Source organism: Natronorubrum marinum, assembly GCF_052040125.1.
Lineage (GTDB): Archaea > Halobacteriota > Halobacteria > Halobacteriales > Natrialbaceae > Natronorubrum.
Window position 1 is genome coordinate 1247175 of sequence record NZ_JBPPFV010000002.1, and the last position, 19276, is coordinate 1266450.

9 protein-coding genes are annotated in these 19276 nt (G+C 62.7%); 3 read left to right on the forward strand and 6 right to left on the reverse strand.

Annotated elements, in window-relative coordinates:
- Positions 1–77: 77 nt before the first annotated feature.
- Positions 78–1895: a sensor histidine kinase gene (locus ACSFC5_RS15940; RefSeq protein ID WP_440766220.1), complete on the reverse strand. Its 1818-nt coding sequence runs from the start codon at positions 1893–1895 to the stop codon at positions 78–80.
- A 144-nt stretch (positions 1896–2039) separates the two neighbouring features.
- Complete coding sequence (locus ACSFC5_RS15945) at positions 2040–2873, reverse strand: winged helix-turn-helix transcriptional regulator (RefSeq protein ID WP_440766221.1); 834 nt, start codon at positions 2871–2873, stop codon at positions 2040–2042.
- Between the two features lie 266 nt (positions 2874–3139).
- Here ACSFC5_RS15945 and ACSFC5_RS15950 point away from each other — a divergent pair, with 266 nt between their 5' ends.
- Positions 3140–3742: a right-handed parallel beta-helix repeat-containing protein gene (locus tag ACSFC5_RS15950; protein WP_440766222.1), complete on the forward strand. Its 603-nt coding sequence runs from the start codon at positions 3140–3142 to the stop codon at positions 3740–3742.
- 4 nt (positions 3743–3746) lie between these two features.
- Positions 3747–13649 carry a right-handed parallel beta-helix repeat-containing protein gene (locus ACSFC5_RS15955; RefSeq protein WP_440766223.1) on the forward strand — a complete coding sequence of 3301 codons (9903 nt, stop codon included), beginning with the start codon at positions 3747–3749 and terminating at the stop codon, positions 13647–13649.
- 59 nt (positions 13650–13708) lie between these two features.
- Here ACSFC5_RS15955 and nadC read toward each other — a convergent pair whose 3' ends face one another.
- The 3 genes from nadC to nadA are packed head-to-tail and all read right to left on the reverse strand — an operon-like array spanning position 13709 to position 17215.
- On the reverse strand, positions 13709–14530 hold the full coding sequence (gene nadC / locus ACSFC5_RS15960) for a carboxylating nicotinate-nucleotide diphosphorylase (RefSeq protein ID WP_440766224.1): 822 nt from the start codon (positions 14528–14530) through the stop codon (positions 13709–13711).
- Between the two features lie 3 nt (positions 14531–14533).
- Positions 14534–16075, reverse strand: a complete 1542-nt coding sequence (locus ACSFC5_RS15965; RefSeq protein WP_440766225.1) for an L-aspartate oxidase — start codon at positions 16073–16075, stop codon at positions 14534–14536.
- 6 nt (positions 16076–16081) lie between these two features.
- The gene (nadA, locus tag ACSFC5_RS15970; RefSeq protein ID WP_440766226.1) at positions 16082–17215 is read right to left on the reverse strand and encodes a quinolinate synthase NadA; all 1134 of its coding nucleotides are present in this window, start codon (positions 17213–17215) and stop codon (positions 16082–16084) included.
- A 205-nt stretch (positions 17216–17420) separates the two neighbouring features.
- On the opposite strand from nadA, the gene gfo6 reads away from it, so the two are divergent.
- Complete coding sequence (gfo6, locus tag ACSFC5_RS15975; protein WP_440766227.1) at positions 17421–18491, forward strand: D-xylose 1-dehydrogenase Gfo6; 1071 nt, start codon at positions 17421–17423, stop codon at positions 18489–18491.
- A 2-nt stretch (positions 18492–18493) separates the two neighbouring features.
- On the opposite strand, the gene ACSFC5_RS15980 is transcribed toward gfo6, so the two are convergent.
- Positions 18494–19273 (reverse strand): helix-turn-helix domain-containing protein, encoded by a 780-nt coding sequence (locus ACSFC5_RS15980; RefSeq protein WP_440766228.1) that lies wholly within the window; start codon positions 19271–19273, stop codon positions 18494–18496.
- Positions 19274–19276 lie beyond the last annotated feature (3 nt).

A 19276-nucleotide genomic window follows, 5' to 3' on the forward strand; every position in this document is an offset into this window, starting at 1 on the left:
ACGTCCCCGGCGCTCCGCGGAGCCGAGACGCCGGGATCGACTGTCCGTCATTCGTGTCCTCTTTCGTGTCTCCATCACTATTTCTTTCGCTCCGGGCCGTCTGCTGGCAGGGTAAACGATACCGTCGTCCCGCGGCCCGGTTCGGAGTCGATATCGATCGTCCCGCCGTGGTGGTCGACGATCTTCCTGCAGATCGCCAGTCCCATCCCCGTCCCGCCCCCCGATTTCGGTTCCGATTCCGTCCCTACCGCCGTCGCGGACTGTCCCGCCTGCGTGTAGAGTTCGAAGACGTGTTCGAGCGCGCCCGGTTCGATGCCGACGCCATCGTCGCTCACAGCGACCGTCCAGTCCTCCCCCGTCCGGGTCGCCGTCACCCGTATCTCCGGCGACTCGACGCCCGAGTGCGCGAGGGCGTTGGAAAGCAGGTTCTGGAACAGCCGGCGAAGTTGGTGTTCGACGCCCGGAACCGTCGGGAGAGGGGCGCAAACGACGGTCGCCTCGCGAGCGTCGACATCGAACCTGAGCGTCTCGAGGACGTCCGCTAGCAACCTGTCGCAGTCGACCGGCGTGAAATCGGCGTCCGACGAATCGATTCGCGAGTACCGCAGCAGATCCGTGATCATCGCCTGCATCCGCGTCGTATTCTCGTGGGCGACCTTGAGGAGCGCGTCGCCGTCCTCGTCGACCGACTCGCCGTGGTCACGGTCGAACAACGAGAGATAGCGCTCGGTCGTCCGTAACGGCCCCTGCAGGTCGTGCGATACGACGCCGGTGAACGTCTCGAGGGCGGCGTTCGACCGCCGGAGCCGCTCGATCGTCGCGTCGACTTCGGCCTCGAGTTCGCGCGTTTCGGTGACGTCGCGGACGACGATCGATCGACCGACGAGCTCCCGTCGAACGTCGTAGATCGGCCCCGAGGAGAGGTGAAGGAACCGGCGGTTCCCGTCGCTCTCGACGACGAGTTCGTGCTCGACCGTCTCGTCGCTTTCGGGCGGCTCGAACGCCGCCGAACGCGCCGAAGCCACCGCGTCGAGACGCGTTCCGATCGTGTCGCTCGAGAGTCCGAGTAGCCTTTCGGCGGCGTCGTTCAGGTCGACGACGCGTCCGTGGCGGTCGGTGACGATCACCCCTTCCCGGAGGTTGTCGACGACGATGTTGCGAGCGACGGGCGTCAGGTCGAGCAGTCGGTAGTAGTAGATCGCGGTGAAGAACGCGAGGCCGGTGACAGTAAAACTGAACGGCGTGAGATCGAAGTTCGGAACGGGCGTGAATCCGGCGTGGTGAATCGCGTTCGTCGCCATCGGCAGGAACGCCCCGAACAGGAGCAATCCGACCTGGCGTCGGTAAACGCGCGGCGACCAGAACAGCAGCTGAACGAGCAACACCACGCCGGCGATCATGAGCGCGTACCCGTAGGCGGCGTGGGTGTAGAACGCCGGCCCGAACGACTGTCGGAAGATCAGGAGGGACGCGTCCGCGACGGCCTCGACGCCGAGCGGCTCGCGAACGAGCCGGTGATACTCGTTGGAAAAAACGAGCACCACGTAGACGGCCGGGACGGTCGAAAGCGAGAGGACCGACCGTCGCGTCAGCCAGTGGCCCCGCCCGGTAAACTGGAGCGTGAAACAGAGCCACGCGACGGGGACGATCGCGACGCCGACGTGGACGACGTTCGCCCAGAACACCTTCGTCGCCACGTTCGCCCCCGCGAGCTGGAGCGCGTACGCGAACGCCCAGAGCGTCGAGCCGGCCATGAGCACGGCGAAGGGGACGGCGCCCGTGGCCTCCCGATTGTACCAGGCGTACGTACCGACCGTTCCCATGACGAGCGACGCCGCCAGCAGAATCGGCGTAAAAATGGTGAACTGCCACTCCCAGCCAATCGTCGGAAACACGGTCTGTCGGGAGTATTGCGAGGGTACTGTCTTAGGAGTTCTGACGAGAGTCCGCGTGACTGGTGACGTGGCGTTCTCCGTCCCACGTGCTTCCCGCCGATCGTGTTCCTCGTTGGACGTTCGACCCGTCGCTCACGGCCTCCATCACTCATCGTCTCCGTCGATCGTGTCCGCAGAGAGCTCTTCGAGCCGGTCGCAAAGCTGGCCGTACTGATCGCTGCGTTCGACGGCCACAGCGGAGTGTTCGGCTTCGAGGACGGCTCGTTTCGCACGGAGTGCGTCTGCCAGGCGCTCGTCGGGTGGTTGCCCGTAGCGCTCGAGTTGCGTGTCGATCGTCTCGAGAAACGTCGGTTTCGACACCGGCTTCCGGACGATCGCGTCGCAGGGAAGATCGACGAGGTCGAACCCGGGTCGATCAGCGGTGAGCAAGACCGTTCGACAGGTATCGTTTGCGATCCGAGCGAGTTCGTCGACGCGTGCTGGCCCCGCAGCGACGAACTGGCGATCGTAGACGACGATGTCGATCGAGTGGTCGAGTACCTCTCGGAGCGCCGTCTCGTCGTGAACCCCGTAGACGATCGCCTCGGGGTCGAGCCACTGCCGATAGAGTTCCGTGAGCCGCGGGTCTCGATCAGCGATCACGATCTCGGGCGTAGAGGCGTTGAGATGTCGATCGCCCCAGTCCGCGAGCGTCTCGAACACCTGCCCTAACTCCGCGCCGGCCTCGGTGACGTCGTATTCAACCCGAAGTGGCGACTCGCTTACGACGGCGCGGCTAATGAGACCCTGTTCGCGAAGCGATTCGACGTTCTGAGAGAGAACCTTTCCGGAGATGCCATCGAGGCTGTCGTGGAGTTCGTTAAATCCGAGCGGGCTGTCGTCGTGGAGCGCCATGACGATCCGTGGATGCCACTTTCTCGAGAGCAGCGACAGCACGGCAAGCGCGGTCTCGTCGTGATCGTCGCTCGCGGCCGTCATCGTCCAGTGCACGTGGGGGTGCGTAATATACCCCTCGATACCGGATCTCCGCTCGAGTGGATCGTTCGCAAGCCGGCCGAGTATCGAACGAAGCGGGACGGAGTCCGGGATGTGATTGGGGATGTACTGGGGGGACAGCGGTCGCTTACCCCGAGGTAACCACTCCGGTGACTATCACGTAAGCGTGAGTTTATTTAATGTAGGAACTTCAAGTTCTCATGTATCAGGGCAAGCGACAATCTCTGCGATGGACTCAGTTCTTCGCTGTGGTCTTTTCGATACTCCTGGTCGGCTCGATTATCGTTCCGTTTACCGACGTAAGCAGGGCAGCGAGCGATCACGGGGACTGTGTCGGGCCCGGGGAGAGCATACAGGCAGCCATTGATGGTGCAAGCGTCGGCGATACTATCTGTATCGAAGCAGGGACCTACGAGGAGGAGGTGACGATTGGCCAGAATGCAGCCGGTGAGACACTCGACGGGCTGACACTAGTTGCGGCGGCCGGACAGTCGCCGGTACTCAGCGGCTCGGGAACGGGGACTGGCGTCCACATTGACGGCGCAGCTACCGTCACCGTCGAGGGACTCGAGATCCGTGAGTACGGTACCGCGGTTCGGGTTGAGGACAGTCCGAACGCGACGATCAAATCCAACACGATCACCGAGAACGACCAAGCGATCCGGGATTTTGATACCCCGTCACACGATATGGTGATTGTCGATAACGTCATCGAACAGAACCCGATTCGAGGCATCTCGGTCCAGGGAAGCGACCGCGTCCAGATGACGGGAAACCACATCGAGGCGAACGGAAAACTCGGCTTCCGGTACTGGTTTCGGGATCTACATTCGGGGCGGAGACGGTGGTGAGGCGGTGACGATCGAGGGGAACACGATCGCGAACCACGACGGCGGGATCTCCATCTGGACACCTGATGCAGTCGTCAGGGACAATACGATTAGCGACCACACGGTGTTCGGGGTCAACCTCAGAACTGGATCGGGGTCCCAGAACGCCCACGACGCAGTCATCGAGAACAACATCTTCGACAACGAGGGAACGAGCGTCGCAGCGAGATCGGTGCAAAATACGGAGCTCCGAAACAACACGTTCGCAGGGTCGGGGACCGACATCGACCTCGAGTTCGGTAGCACTGCAGTGCTCACCGACAACGAGCTGACGACGGGACTGCTGCTCGACGGGGGGTCTCTTACTCACTTCGATCATGACGTCGCCGACAACACGATCAACGGCGATCCGTTCGTCTACGTGAACGGAGAGAATTCTCCAACGATTCCGACCGATGCCGGACAGATCGTCGTCGTCAACTCGACAGACGTCGACGTGAGCGGGTTCGAGTTCGACGGTCTCACCGCCGGGATCCAGGTCGCATACAGCCCCGGTGCCGTCGTTGCAGACAACATCGTGACGAACACCACTGGCTCGGGCATTCGACTCTGGTCGTCGGGTGGGGCGGTCGTCGAGAACAACGTCGTGAGCCAGGCCGTACTCGGATCGGATACGTCGGATCCGGCGATTGGCGTGGGTGGATCGTCCGGGGCGACCGTTGCGAACAACGAGATCAAAGAAACTGATGGACGAGCGGTCAGGGTAACGAGTTCTCCGAACGTGGAGATCCGCGAAAACACGCTCACCGACAACTACGGCGGGCTCTTCCTGTCTACGTCTGACGACGCGACAGTCGCGGATAATACGATCTCGGGCACTCACCACGGCGGCGGTAACGTCGGGAGTTTCCGCGCTGCAATCCTCGTAACCAGCGGCGAACGAATTCAGTTCACGGGGAACCACATCCACGACAACGCCGGGAACGGGATCCACGACAACCGCAACTCGGCCCCGCGGTACGCCATGATGACTGACAACGTCATTACGAACAACGACAAGAGCGGGATCTACTGGGGGAACGCTCGCGACGCGACGTTCACCAACAACACCGTCTCGAACAACGGCGGAAGTGGAATCCGTGGCCCCTACGGAGCCACGGTCACCGAGAACACGGTCGAACAAAACGCTGGGGCCGGGATCGGGGTCTCCCACGAGTCGAGCGTCGAGGCGAACGTCGTTCACAGTAACGGCGGGAACGGCGTGATGGTCAACGAAAACTCGGTCGTTCGTGACAACACGATCAGCGACAGTGGCGGTTCGGGGATCTCACTCCGATACTATGCCGACCAGACCATCGAGAACAACGACGTTAGCGGCCACGATGTCGATCTGGTCATCTTCGAGACCGAAGCCGTCACTGTTCGAGACAACACCTTCGAGACGGGCGTCCAGCTGATTTCGAGTTCGAACCCCTACTCGACACTCGCTGAAGATCTGACGACCCACTCGTTCAGCGGAAATACCGTCGCCGGCAAGGAACTATACTACGCGACGGACGCGAACAATCCGTCCGTTCCGGCCGATCCCGGACAAGTAATCATCGTCAACTCGACCAGCGTAACGGTGAGCGGCCTCGAGTTCGATGGGGTGACGGCTCCGATTCAGATCGCGTTCAGTGACGCAACGGTCACGGATAACGCCGTCTCCAACAGCACCGGTTCAACCGTCCAGCGAGTCGGGGCGATCACGCTCTGGGCGTCCGACAACAGCCTCGTCGCCGATAACGTAGTGACTGCGAGCGCGAACGACGGCCTACGAGTCGTCGAGAGCGAGGGTGTCGACCTCGCGCGAAACACGGTTATCGATAGCGGACGAAACGGAATCCAACTCGAAGGAGCGACGAACACGACGATCAGCGACGATACGATCAGCAACGTCGGTTCCCGCGGGCTCTTGGTCGAACGAAGCGCCGGACTCACACTCAACGGCGTCACCGTCGAGAACAGCGGCTGGGACGGCCTCTCTATCGACCGATCCGATGGGACGACGATCACTGGGTCGACTATCACCGGTACGGATAGACGGGGGATCTACCTCCGGTCGACCGACGGAGCAGTCCTCGAGGGCAACACGGTGACGACCAGCGGCGACAGTGGGATCGAATCGGACTTCGGCTGGGTCAGCTCAGACAACGCCACAGTAACAGGCAACACAGTCACCGACAACGGCGACGCGGGGATCGATTTCGGTGCAAGCGGCCTCGAGGGTACCGAGATTAGTTCGAACACCGTCAGTGGAAACTCGATCGGAATCGCGGTTACCAACGATGCGGTCGTAACTGACAACGAGGTCACGAACAACCTCGAAGCCGGCATTGAGATCGCATTCGAGCCTGTTGGCATCCGCATCACCGACAACGAAATTATGAGCAACGGCATCGGTGTCGACTACGACCGCGGAACATGGAGCAACTACGAGGCTGTAAACGCGACACAAAACTGGTGGGGCGTAGCAAACGGTCCGAGTGGGGGCGTCGTCGACCCCGTAACGGGGACAGTTGCGAACGGCAATGGCGACAGCGTTACCGAGAACGTCCGGTTCGATCCATGGACCGGCGACGCGCCGACTGAGACTGCATTCTTCGACGTTTCGATCGTCTCGACTAACGCCCCCGTGAGCGAAACCGAATCGCTCACGATCGAGGTGGCTGTCGAAAACACGGGCAACGCCCAAGGAACCCAGGCGGTTACCCTCGAACGGTTCGACGGAACCGTCGTCGACACCGCGAGCGTGACCCTCGAAGCCGACCAGCAAGAGACAGTCACGCTTGAATGGGAAACAGTCGCTGGTGACGCCGGCACGGGCGTCATCACGATCCGAACCGACGATTCAACAGACAGCGAGACGGTTGTCATCGAGGACTCCGCGGAGCCAGAACCTGAGACTAGCCAGCTAGTCATCGATGAACCAGGCGTCTACACGCTCACTGAAGACCTTACGGCGGGCGAAACGGCGGTCACGATCACTTCGAGCAACGTGATCTTCGACGGAATGGGACACACGATCACCGGCGACGGCAGTGACGATACGTCCAAAGAGGGTGTACTCGTCTACAATTCTGCAGAACGGATCGAAAACGTCACCGTGCAAAACCTCACCCTCGATGGATACGGGACCGGCGTCCGATTCTGGAACGTTGACGAGGGCGAGGGCCACGGGATAACTGTGGAGAACAGCCACACCGGGATACTGCTCACACGCACTCACGACGGCACGTTCTCGGACTTGACGCTGCGAAACAACGACGGACGGGCGCTGTCGCTATCGTCCAGCAACGGAAACGTCATTAGTGGCGTTGAAGCAACCGACAATGAAGCCGAGACGACATTTAATGGCCGTGGATCGATCTACCTGTTCTCGGCGAATAACAACGAGTTTTCTGATCTTGCGGTCACCGGCGGACGCTCAGGAGTCCGGATCTCGTTCAGTTCCAACAACGAGTTCGTCGGCCTCACGACCGAAAACCACGCCAACTATGGCCTCGAAATAGGGAGCAGCAACAACACGTTCACCGATGTTGTCGCGAACGACAACGGCTGGCACGGGATTCAGATCCAGACGGCGAGCTTCAACACCTTCGAGAACGTTTCGGTGACCGGTACTGACGGGAGCGCGGTCCGGCTCACCGGGATCGGTGGCTCAGGAGGGTCACCTCAGAACAACGTCTTCGAAACCCTCTCTGTGACCGATAATGACGGTTCGGCAGTCTCGCTTAGCATCGCAAATTACAACACGTTCCGGAATCTGACGACAGCCTCGAACACCGGAACGGCGGTCACTTTCGTGAGCAGGTCTGAAGGTAATCTCGTCGAATTCGGCGAGCTCGATCACGGAAGCAACACTGCCGTCAACTTCGGTTCCGACAGTATTGGAAACACGGTCCGAGAGGTGTCTCTTCGCGGAACCGGAACGCCATTCTTTGCGCAGGACGGCCATCCGAACAACGTCTTCGACCGCGTTGATCTCGGCGGGACGGTCGTGTCATTGTCGGCCCAGAGTATTGGGACAGACCGTGCATCGCCGAGTACGCTTCCCGCGGACGCGACCCCGCTTGACGCGTACCTCGGAATAACTCCGTATGCCTTCGGTACACCCCACGTTGAGTACCTCCACTTCCATTATGATTCATCAGACGTGGAGTCGCTCGACGAGAGCACGCTTGCTGTCTGGCGGCTTGCGGACGGCGAGTGGGTCGCACCGACGGACGCCACGTACGTGACCGGCGTCGATACCGACCAACAGTACGTGTATGCGACCGGCATCAACGAGAGCCACCTGTCCGCGACGTTCGGCGTATTCGCTCCAGAGCCAGCACCCAAACTGGCTGTCACGAACACCGAACTCAGCGCAAACACCATCTTCAAAAACGACTCCGTAACGATCACTGCCGACATCGAAAACGTCGGTGCGGGCACGGGCAATGCCACCGTCGAGCTCACTATCGACGGACAAGTCGTCGATACCGAAACGTTCGACCTCGATGTGGGCGAAACCGATTCCGTCGAGTTCACACACACCTTCGCCCAAGCCGGTCAGTTCAACATCGAAGTCGGCGGCGAACCAGCCGGAACGGTCACCGTTATCGAAAGCGCTGAGGTTGTTATCTACGGCGCGAGCGTCGACCGGCCCGATCAGGTCGAACCCGGTGATACGATCACCGTGACCGGGCGGCTGTACAACACCGCCCCGTTGGCGACCAGCGAAGAAGTCGCACTCGAAGTCGACGGCACGGCCGTCGACGAGGCGACCGTTCAGATCAACGGAACGTCGATCAAGCGCGTCGAGTTGAGCTGGACGCCCGAGGAAGGAGATCTAAACGGCAGCGACAGCGCGGACTTCGCGCTGACGCTCGACGGCTTCGTCGTCGAGACGGTGACCGTCGAACACCTCGTTTCGGATATTCAGGTTATCGCCGCGTCGGCCTCGAAATCCGAACTCGTCGCCGGCGAGAGCGCCTCGGTCGTTGGCAGTATCTACCAGGCGGGCAACTACGCAGGCACGGAGACGATCACTCTCAGTGCGACGAAAAACGGATCGACCGAAACCATCGGCAGCCAGGACGTGACACTCGCACCCGGACACTATCATCTCGGCGCGATCAACATCACCGCGCAGTTCGACGATCCCGGTACCTACGAGATCACGCTCGGCGACCGATCGGCCGGAACCATCGAGGTTGAGCCGGCGTACTCGGATATCCAGGTTATCGCCGCCTCCGCGTCGGCCGACGAACTCGTGGCCGGAGAGGAACTCTCCGTAATCGGGAGCATCTACCAGGCCGGAACTACCGAGGGACCACAGACGATCACCCTCACCGCGACGAATACCGACACGAACGGGTCGACCGAAATCGTCGGCAACCAGACTGTAACACTCAAACCGGGCTTCTACCATCTCGGTGCACTCAACGTCTCCTTTGCGCCCGAGGAGGCCGGCACCTACACGCTCGAGCTCGGCGGGCGATCGGCCGGAACCGTCGAGGTTGCCGCCGCCGAATCGGATATTCGCGTGATCGCCGCATCCGTCTCGGATGACGACGTGATCGAGGACGAGGAACTGTACGTCATCGGCAGCCTCTACCAGGCTGGAACCATCGAGGGACCACAGTCGATCACCCTCACTGCGACGAACACCGATACCGGCGCAGTAACGCCACTCGACAGCCACGAGGCAACGCTCAACCCGGGATTCTACCACCTCGGTGCGGTCAATATCTCATTCGCACTCGACGAAGCTGGAACGTACGAAATCAAACTCGGCGACCGATCGGCCGGAACCGTCGAGGTCGAAGCCGCCATCTCGGACGTGCAGGTTATCGCCGCCTCCGCGTCGACTGACGAACTCGTCGCGGGCGAGGAACTCTCCGTGGTTGGGAGCATCTACCAGGCCGGAACGATCAACGGCCCACAGACCATCACCCTCACAGCGACGAACGAGAGCGGAACACACGTCGTCAATACCCAAGAGGTGACGCTCAAGCCCGGATTCTACCATCTCGGCGCGCTCAACCTGAGTTTCACGCCGCAGACGCCGGGAACCTACGACCTCGAACTGGGCGGACAACACGCCGGAACGGTGGAGGTCCTGCCGGCCGAATCGGACATTCGCGTGATCGCCGCATCCGTCTCGGATGACGACGTAATCGAAGACGAGGAACTGTACGTCGTCGGCAGCCTCTACCAGGCCGGAACCATCGAGGGACCACAGACCATCACCCTCACCGCGACTGACACCGAGACAGACGAGTCGAGCGTCGTCGCGAGCCGAGAGGTAACGCTGACGCCTGGATTCTACCACCTCGGTGGACTCAACGTCTCGTTTGCGCTCGACGACTCGGGAACCTACGACATCGAACTCGGGGGGCAACCGGCCGGAACGGTGACCGTCGAACCTGCGGAATCCGATATTCGAGTGATCAGCGCGTCGCTGTCGGCGATCGAAGTCGTCGAGAACGAGGAGTTGCAGGTCGTCGGGAGTATCTACCAGGCCGGAACCATCGCGGGGCCGGAGACGATCAACGTCACTGCAACCAAGAACGGGAGTTCCGAGGTCGTCGCTAACGAGTCGGTGACGCTTACTCCAGGATTCTACTCTCTCGGCGGACTCAACGCTTCGTTCGCGTTGGACGAGCCCGGAACCTACGACATCACACTCGGGGACCGATCGGCCGGAACCGTCTACGTCGACGAAAACCCCTCGGACATTCAGGTTATTGCCGCCTCCCTTTCAGAGATTGAAGTCCTCGAGGGCGAGGAACTGTACGTCGTCGCGAGCATCTACCAGGCCGGCGAAAGCGGCACCGAAGAGATCGAACTCACCGCGACGAAAAACGGCACCACCCAGGTCGTCGGCAGTCAGGAAGTAACTCTCAACAGCGGCGTCTACCACCTCGGTGCGCTCAACATCTCGTTCACACTCGATGAGCCGGGTACCTACGACCTCGAGCTCGGCGGCCAAGACGCCGGCACGGTCGACGTGATCGAAGCGTACTCCGACATTCGGGTCGTCGCTGCAGCCGCCGCAGCCGACGAACTCGTTGCCGGCGACAGCGTGAACGTGATCGGAAGCGTGTACCAGGCAGGGACGATCAACGGTCCACAGGAGATCGAACTCACCGCGACGAAAGACGGTGATACCGAGGGTATCGACAGTCGGATCGTTTCGCTCACTCCGGGCTTCTACCACCTCGGTGCGCTCAACATCTCCTTCGCGCTCGAGGAACCCGGCACCTACGACCTCGAACTCGGCGATCGGGACGCTGGCACTGTCGAGGTCTTGCCGGCCGAATCGGATATTCAGGTCATCGCGGCAGCGGCCTCTGCGGACGAAGCGGTCGAGGGCGACGAGTTGTCTGTCATCGGCAGCCTCTACCAAACTGGAACCATCGCTGGCCCCGAAGAGATCGAACTCACCGCGACGAACACCGATACCGACGCGGTAACGACACTTGGTAGCCACGAAGCAACGCTCGACCCCGGATTCTACCACCTCGGGGCAGTCAACATCTCGTTCGTACTCGGTGAGCCGGGTACTTACGACCTCGAACTCGGCGGTCAGGACGCTGGCACGGTCACCGTCGTTGCCGCCGAATCCAGCATCGACGTCATCGCCGCATCCGTCTCGGATGACGACGTCGTCGAAGGCGAGGAACTGTACGTCGTCGGCAGCCTCTACCAGGCTGGAACCATCGCTGGCCCCGAAGAGATCGAACTCACCGCGACGAGCACCGATACCGGCGCGGTGACGTCGCTCGGCAGCCACGAGGCAACGCTCAACCCCGGATTCTACCACCTCGGGGCGGTCAACATCTCCTTCGCACTCGACGACCCCGGAACCTACGATCTCACCCTCGGGAACCGAAACGCTGGAACGGTCGAGGTGCGCGCCGCCGTATCCGACATCGACGTAATCGCTGCGACAGCCTCGACCGATCGAATCGCACAGACCGAAGACCTGTACGTTATCGGCAGCCTCTATCAGGCCGGAACCGATGAGGGGCCGGAAACGATCACCCTGAGTGCGACCGACACCGACTCCGGACAAACGACCGTCGTGGGAACCCACGAAGCGACGCTTCAACCCGGCTTCTACCACCTCGGGGCGGTCAACATCTCGTTCGCACTCACGGAATCCGGCACCTACGATCTTGCGCTCGGCGATCGCGACGCCGGAACCGTTGAGGTCGTCCCGCCGACTGTCGATCCCACGATCACTGCTGTCAACGGCCATTCGACCGCCACGAAACCCGAAACTGGTGAGACGCTCGTCTACACTAACGCCGATACGACCGTCGATATCAGGGTCACTGCTGATCTCGATATCGATGACGCGGAGCTCCTCATCGAGTCACGTGCGACCCGATTTGCGATCAGCACCCCGGCGACCAACAGTGGCGGAAACACGTGGAGTGCGACAGTTCCGGTCGACAGCATCCCAGATGACGGCGAGTACGATGTGTCGGTCGTCGTTACTGACGTGCTCGACACGCCCGGCTTCGACGCGGCAGACGAGGTGCTCGTGATCGACCGCGACAGCCCAGCAACATCGGTTTCGATCGAGGATGTCGACAGCAACGACGCAACGATCGTGGTCGAGAGTGACGAACCACTGCTAGAACTGTCGTCGGTCACTGCCACACTCATCGCCCAGGATGGGTCGACAGCCACCGAGCCGATCACGATGACTCGAGCCACCGACACCCGGTTCACCGGCACGCTCGAGTTTGACGACTCTGGCGAGTACAGCGTCACCGCTGTCGGTGTCGACCGCGCGGGCAACGAGGGTACCGACACCGCCTCTGTCACCATCAACACCGGCTTCACGCTGAACGACGGCGAAATCATCATCGACGAATCGGGAACCTCGATCGCGTTCACCGTCGCGGACGACGCCGACGAGGCGATCAAAGCCCAGGAGCTGTTCCTGGCCCTGTCGGAAAACAGCGTGAATCCGAACGTTGACGGCGGCGACCTCGGCGTCGGCTTCATCACGGCCGAGCTGGATAGCTTCCTCGACTACCAGCTCGAACGGGGCACGATCGAAGGCGCGACGATCTCGTTGGCAGTCGACGAGAGTGCCCTTCCGAGTGGCGTCAGTGCCGCGGACGCACAGATCCACTACTACGATCAGTCGACAAACCAATGGGACCCCGTCGAGACCGACTATACGGTCGTCGACGACGAGCCGTTCCTCGTTTCGACGGTGACCCACTTCTCGACGTACGGTGCGTTGATCGCCGACGAGGAGCCGCCACAGCTCGTCGATGTTTCGACGATCGAGTCCGACGGCAGCGTCACCGTCCGATTCGAGTACGAGGATGCGATATCCGGCGTGAACGTGAGTGCAGTCTCGCTGTCCCTCGACGAAACGGACGTCACGCAGGGGAGCCAGATTACGTCGTCGACCGCCGAGTACACCGTCGACGGTGAGGCCGGCAGTTCGTACACCGTCGAACTCTTCGTCGTCGACAACGCCGGCAACGTCGCGACCTTCGAGACGAGCGTCACGGTTCCCGGTTCTGGCTCGTCTGGGTCTGGCTCGTCCGGTTCGGATTCACCGTGGGACACCACGGACCCGGCCGACGACTCCGGCAGCGACGACCCAGGGGACGATCAGGACGGCTCGAGCGACTCCGACACCGACGACGCAGGCGGCGATCAGGACGGCTCGAGCGACGCCGACACCGATCGAGACGAAACGGAGTCCGACGAGGGCACCGGCGACGGCGACCAATCGGAGTCGACGACCGAACCCGACACCGAAGACGATGGCGAGCGCGACGACAGCGTCCCCGGCTTCGGCGTGGTGCTCACGCTGATCGTGGTGCTGACGATCGCCCTGGCCGCCGGCCGCCGTCGCTGCCGGTAGACACCCGGCGACGACAGCCGACGGCGTTCGGCTCGGCGATCACCCTCGAGGGGGCCTCGTTATCTACCAGTTCGAAAGGACAGATCCAGACTCGGCGCGGAGTGTGTGAGCGACCCCATCGAGATCACGTCGACGCCGGTCGCGGCGTAGTCGGCGACGGCCTCGAGCGTGATCCCACCACTCGCCTCCGCGAGGACCTCGTCGTGGCCCTCCTCGCGCAGCCGATCGACAGCCGCTCGCGTCTCTTCTGGCGTCATATTGTCGAGAAGAACGATATCCGCACCGGCGTCGGCCGCCCGCGGCGCGTCCGCGACGGACTCGACCTCGACGTCGAGTTGCGTCGCGAACGAGGCCCGCTCCCGAAAGTGGTCGATCGCGCCCTCGAGTCCCATCTCGGCGACGTGATTGTCCTTCACCATCACCATGTGGGAGAGGTCGAGTCGGTGGGTATCCCCGCCGCCCGCGACGACGGCGCGTTTCTCGAGGCCGCGAAGCCCGGGCGTCGTCTTGCGGGTTGCAGCAATCCGCACGTCGTCGGATTCGGTACGGGCGCGATCGACGACCCGGCGCGTCCGGGTCGCGATTCCCGACGCGTGCCCCGCGAGGTTGACGGCGACGCGTTCCCCCCGCAGAACCTCGCGCGCGGGGCCCTCGACGCTGAGGAGTTCGTCTCCTGGCTCGACGTGGGTACCGTCTTCGAGCGACTCGAGCGCGTCGACGCCGAGATAGTCGAAGACGGCCGTCGCAGCCTCGAGACCAGCGAAAACGCCGAATTCCTTCGCGACGAGTCTCCCGGTTGTCTCTCCCGGAACCTGGTTCGTCACGTCGTGGTGGCCGACATCCTCGCGGAGCCAGCGTTCGACCTGTGCGTTCGTGATCATGGGTCAGTCGTCCGCCGACTGTTCGGGTTCGCCGGGCGTCTCGTCCGCGTCGTTCGCGACGTAGTGACAGCCCGTTGATTCCGTATTCTCGCTCGCTGCGCGGGCGATCAACAGCGCGACGACGCTCGCGTTCCGCAGTTCGTAGAGGTCCCGGGCCGTCCGGGTCCGGATGTACGCGTCGACTTCGCCCTTGAGTCGCCGGAGGACGGCGCTCGCGCGGGCGATCTCGTCGGGATCGCGCTCGAGACCCAGATACTCGTCCATCGTCCGCTTCAGGCGGATCGACTTCTCCGCGGCGAAGCGCTCCGGAAGGTCGGGATCGCTGTTTCGGAGTTCGGGCGCTTCGACGACCTGCGGTTCGGCGCCGGCGTCCGCGGCGTCTGCACCCGCACGCAGTCCCCAGACGAGTCCCTCGAGCAGACTCGTACTCGCTAACCGGTTCGCACCGTGGACGCCAGTTCGAGCACACTCGCCGACGGCGTACAGTCGGTCGAGGCTCGTCCGTCCGTTCTCGTCGACGTCGATGCCGCCGCACAGAAAGTGCTCGCAGGGCGCGACCGGAATCTCGTCGCCTTCGATTCCGCGGTCGCGACACTTTGCGGCGATGGCAGGGTACTCATCGGCGAACTCACCCTCGAGCGGGCTCACGTCGAGCACGACCTCGCCCGTCGCCTCGCGTTCGGTCTCGACGGCGCGGGCGACGACGTCCCGCGGCGCGAGTTCGGCATCGGAATGGGAGTCCGCCATGAACCGCTCGCCGTCGGCATTCCGAAGGACTGCACCCTCGCCACGCAAGGCTTCGGAGAGCAGAAACGGGTCGTCACCGTCGTAGGCCGTGGGGTGGAACTGCACGTACTCGAGGTCCGCGACATCCGCACCCGCGAGGGCGGCCATGGCGATTCCGTCGCCGGTCGCGTCGTCGGGATTGGTCGAGCGCGTGTAGAGCGCGCCGATCCCGCCGGTCGCGAGGATGGTCGTACCGGCGAATATCGGGTTGCCCGACGCCTCTTCGTCGCTCAGAACGCCGTGAACGCGTCCCTCGTGCGTAATCAACTCGAGCGCAGCGGTATCCTGTCGCACCTCGATCCGACCGTGGTCGTCGATGTGGTTCAGGAACGGCCGCAGGATGTGCGTCCCCGTCGCGGCGTCGACGTGGAGAATACGGTAGTCGGAGTGGGCGGCCTCCCGGGTGTAGTCGAACTCGCCCTCGCTCGTCTCGTCGAACTCGATCTCGAGGGTCTCGAGCAGCACGTCTTCGACGGCGTCGTCGGCGTTCTCGACCAGGACGTCGACCGCGTCGGGGTCGGCCGTGCCGTCGCTGGCTGCGATGATGTCCTGCTTGAGGCTCTCCGAGTCGCCTCGAGTCGTCGAGATGCCGCCCTGAGCCCAGTCGGTGCTGGCGCCGTCGGGTTTCGAGGCTTTCGTCAGGAGAAGTACGTCGGCTCCCTCGCGCGCAGCAGCGAGCGCGGCCGCACAGCCCGCGATGCCGCTGCCGACGACGAGAACGTCCGCAATTTCGTGGTCGTGATCGTGAATTACGGTCATCGTGGATCAGATTTCGAGCATTCGATCGAGTGCGACGCCCGCGAGTTCCTTCTCCTCGGGCGCGACCTCGATGACGTTGCGTTCGCGGCCTTCGACGAGTTCCTCTAACACCCACGTCAGGTAGTTCGGGTCGATCTGGCGCATGGCGTTGCAGTCCATGCAGGCGTCGCCACAGAGCGGCAGGACGTTCACCTCGGGGTGCCACCGTTGCAAGTGGTTCGTGAGGTGGATCTCGGTGCCGATCGCCCACGTGTCGCCGGGGTCGGCCGTTTCGACGGTCTCACAGATCGTCGCCGTCGAACCGGATTTGTCGGCCGCCTCGACGACCTCGCGCCGGCACTCGGGATGAACGATGACCTTCGCGTCGTCGTGTTCGGCCCGAATCTGCTCGATGTGGTCCACGCGGAATCGCTCGTGGACCTGGCAGTAGCCGTCCCAGAGGATGATGTCGCTCTCGGCGACCTCGTCGGCGTCTTTCCCCTCGGGATCCCACGGATCCCACTCCGCAATTCGGTCTTCCATCCCCATCCGGTGGGCCGTGTTCTCTCCGAGGTGCTTGTCGGGCAGGAAGAGGACCTTGTCCCCGCGTTCGAAGGCGTACTCGAACGCCTTGTGCGCGTTCGAGGACGTGCAGACGAGGCCACCCTGGCTCGCACAGAACGCCTTCAGGTCCGCGTAGGAGTTCATGTAGGTGATCGGGATGATATTCGCGTCGGGCGCGGCGGCGGTGATCTCGGCCCACGCGCTGTCGACCTGCAGGGCTTCGGCCATTCCGGCCATCGGACAGGAGGCCTCCATGCTCGGCAGGATGACGGTCTGGTCGTCGTCGGTGATGATGTCCGCGCTCTCGGCCATGAACGTGACGCCGCCGAAGATCACGTACTCGGCGTCGGCCTCGGCGGCCTCCTTCGAGAGCTGGTAGGAATCCCCGACGAAATCGGCGTGCTCGACGATTTCGCGTCTCTGGTAGTTGTGCCCGAGGATCACGACGTCGTCGCCGAGTTCGGAGAGCGCCGCCTCGATGCGTTCGGTTCGTTCGTCCGCCTCTAAGCCCCGATACTGGGGCGGCAACTGCTCGAGATTGTCGTATTTGAACAGACTCAGATCAGTCTCCAGCTCTGCCGTTTCCATTTTGACCATATTACGTCACCTGTGGTTGTCTGCACATCACAGGCCGCTATTGAATAACTTTTTCCTTCGGTACGGATATATGGTAGAATACCACTGACCAATAATTGCGTTGAAAATAGAAGTTTAGTTTTTCTCCGTTGGCAACAGGTATTGGGAGCCGACTCTCCGTCGGGCCGCCACTGACGACTTTCCGTTTGAGAGTGGAAGAGAGTGTATGCCACTCGAGGACGCCTTCGCGAACTTCACACGGAGAGACTGGGAGCGAGACGAACCCGACGGGACGATCCGACTCGCCGTGATCGGCGTCGGTGGCTTCGCCCGAAATCGTGCCCTCCCCGGCATCGCCGACGGAAGCTACTGCAAGACGACGATGCTCGTCACCGGCTCGCCCGACCGAACGCGGACCGTCGCGGAGTCGTTCGACGTCTCGCACGTCGTCGACTACGACGCGTTTCTGGCCGGCGACCACGCGGAGACGTACGACGCGGTCTACGTCGCGACGCCGAACGCGACTCACGGTGAGTACGCGATCGCGGCCGCGGAGCAGGGGAAACACGTCATCTGCGAGAAACCGCTCGACACCTCCCTCGAGCGCACTCGAGAGATCGTCGACGCCTGTGCCGACGCCGGCGTGACGCTGATGACCGCGTATCGCCTGCAGACCGAACCGACGGTCCGTCGCACGCGGGAACTCGTCCGGGACGGCGTCATCGGCGATGTCGTGCAGGTCCACGGGGGCTTCTCACATCCGCTGCTGGAACACGCTGGTCCCGACTCCTGGCGATTGAATCCCGACCTCGCGGGCGGCGGCGCGCTAGTCGATCTCGGCGTCTACCCGCTGAACACCACGCGGTTCGTCCTCGACTGCGATCCCGACGGGATCTACGCGACGACGCACTCGAGCGGCGAGCCGTTCGACGCCGTCGACGAACACGTCGCCTTCCAACTCGAGTTCGACACCGGCGCGACGGCTTCCTGTACGGCGAGTTTCGACGCCCACGCGAGCAGTCGGCTCGAACTGGTCGGCACCGAGGGGAAGATCCACATCGAGTCGCCGTTCGGCGGCGTCGTCCCCCAGGAGATGGTCGTCGAGAGCGGCGACGTGCGCATGGAGTACACCGGCCCGCCGGTCGACGAGGTTCGCGAGGAGTTCGACTACTTCGGCTACTGCGTGCTGACCGATACCGCGCCCGAACCCGACGGTGCGGACGGATTGGCCGATCTGCGGGCGATCGAGGCCGCCTACGAATCGGCGGAGACGGGCTGTCGAGTGGCTCTCGAGTGAGGCTACGACTCTCGAAAAAGCGGCAATTCGTCGTCGATCACTCCGACTGCTCCGGCTGCCCCCACGGCTGTCCCTCGGCGTCGACGAATTCGAACAGTTCGTCGAACTCGTCGGGGAACTGCTGTTCGACGTTCGCGATTCCGTCGCCGGGAACCGTCTCGTTCAGGAGCGCGACGACGGCCTTGATGCGGAACAGCGCCGCCGGCCGGTCGACGTCCGAGGGTCGGCCGTAGTTCGTCTCGAGGATCGTCGAAGTAGCCGCGTTCGTACGCCGTAACGATGGTCTCCGCTTGCAGCGGCGTCAGTCCGTACCCCGCGCCTCGGTCGCGTTCGTCGGCGTGGTAGAGTCGGTCGACGGCGAACGAGACGTCCTTCTCCCGGCGGTGGGTCCGAAACGCCTGCAACAGCTCGATGTTCGGCACCTCGAGCGTCGAGATCCAACCGCCGCGACCGCTCTTGGCGTGGAGGACGCGCAATCCGAGTTCGGCCGCGTACGGCAACACCAGCCGCTCCGCCGAGGTCAATCGCATTCGATAGACGCGAAAGTCACCGCCGTCGATGACGACCCCCGGTTCGGAGACCGTCGGATCAGCGTCGACGAGGCCCTCGAACCGATCGAAGTCCCCGCCGCAAGCCTTGAAAAAGAGGTAGTACTCCCCCGGGTCGGCGATCGTCTGGTACTCGAGTTCGGTGATCATCTCGGGGAGCGCCTCGATCGTCGGAGTGAGCACCAACTCGGGGTGGACGAGCGTGATCTCGGCGATGACCCTCGGGTCGCCCATAGC

Coding starts and splice junctions, on each gene's coding strand:
- ACSFC5_RS15945 (WP_440766221.1), bottom strand. CDS start 2,873: ATGACGGCCGCGAGCGACGATCACGACGAGACCGCGCTTGCCGTGCTG.
- nadC (WP_440766224.1), bottom strand. CDS start 14,530: ATGATCACGAACGCACAGGTCGAACGCTGGCTCCGCGAGGATGTCGGC.
- ACSFC5_RS15965 (WP_440766225.1), bottom strand. CDS start 16,075: ATGACCGTAATTCACGATCACGACCACGAAATTGCGGACGTTCTCGTC.
- nadA (WP_440766226.1), bottom strand. CDS start 17,215: ATGGTCAAAATGGAAACGGCAGAGCTGGAGACTGATCTGAGTCTGTTC.
- gfo6 (WP_440766227.1), top strand. CDS start 17,421: ATGCCACTCGAGGACGCCTTCGCGAACTTCACACGGAGAGACTGGGAG.
- ACSFC5_RS15980 (WP_440766228.1), bottom strand. CDS start 19,273: ATGGGCGACCCGAGGGTCATCGCCGAGATCACGCTCGTCCACCCCGAG.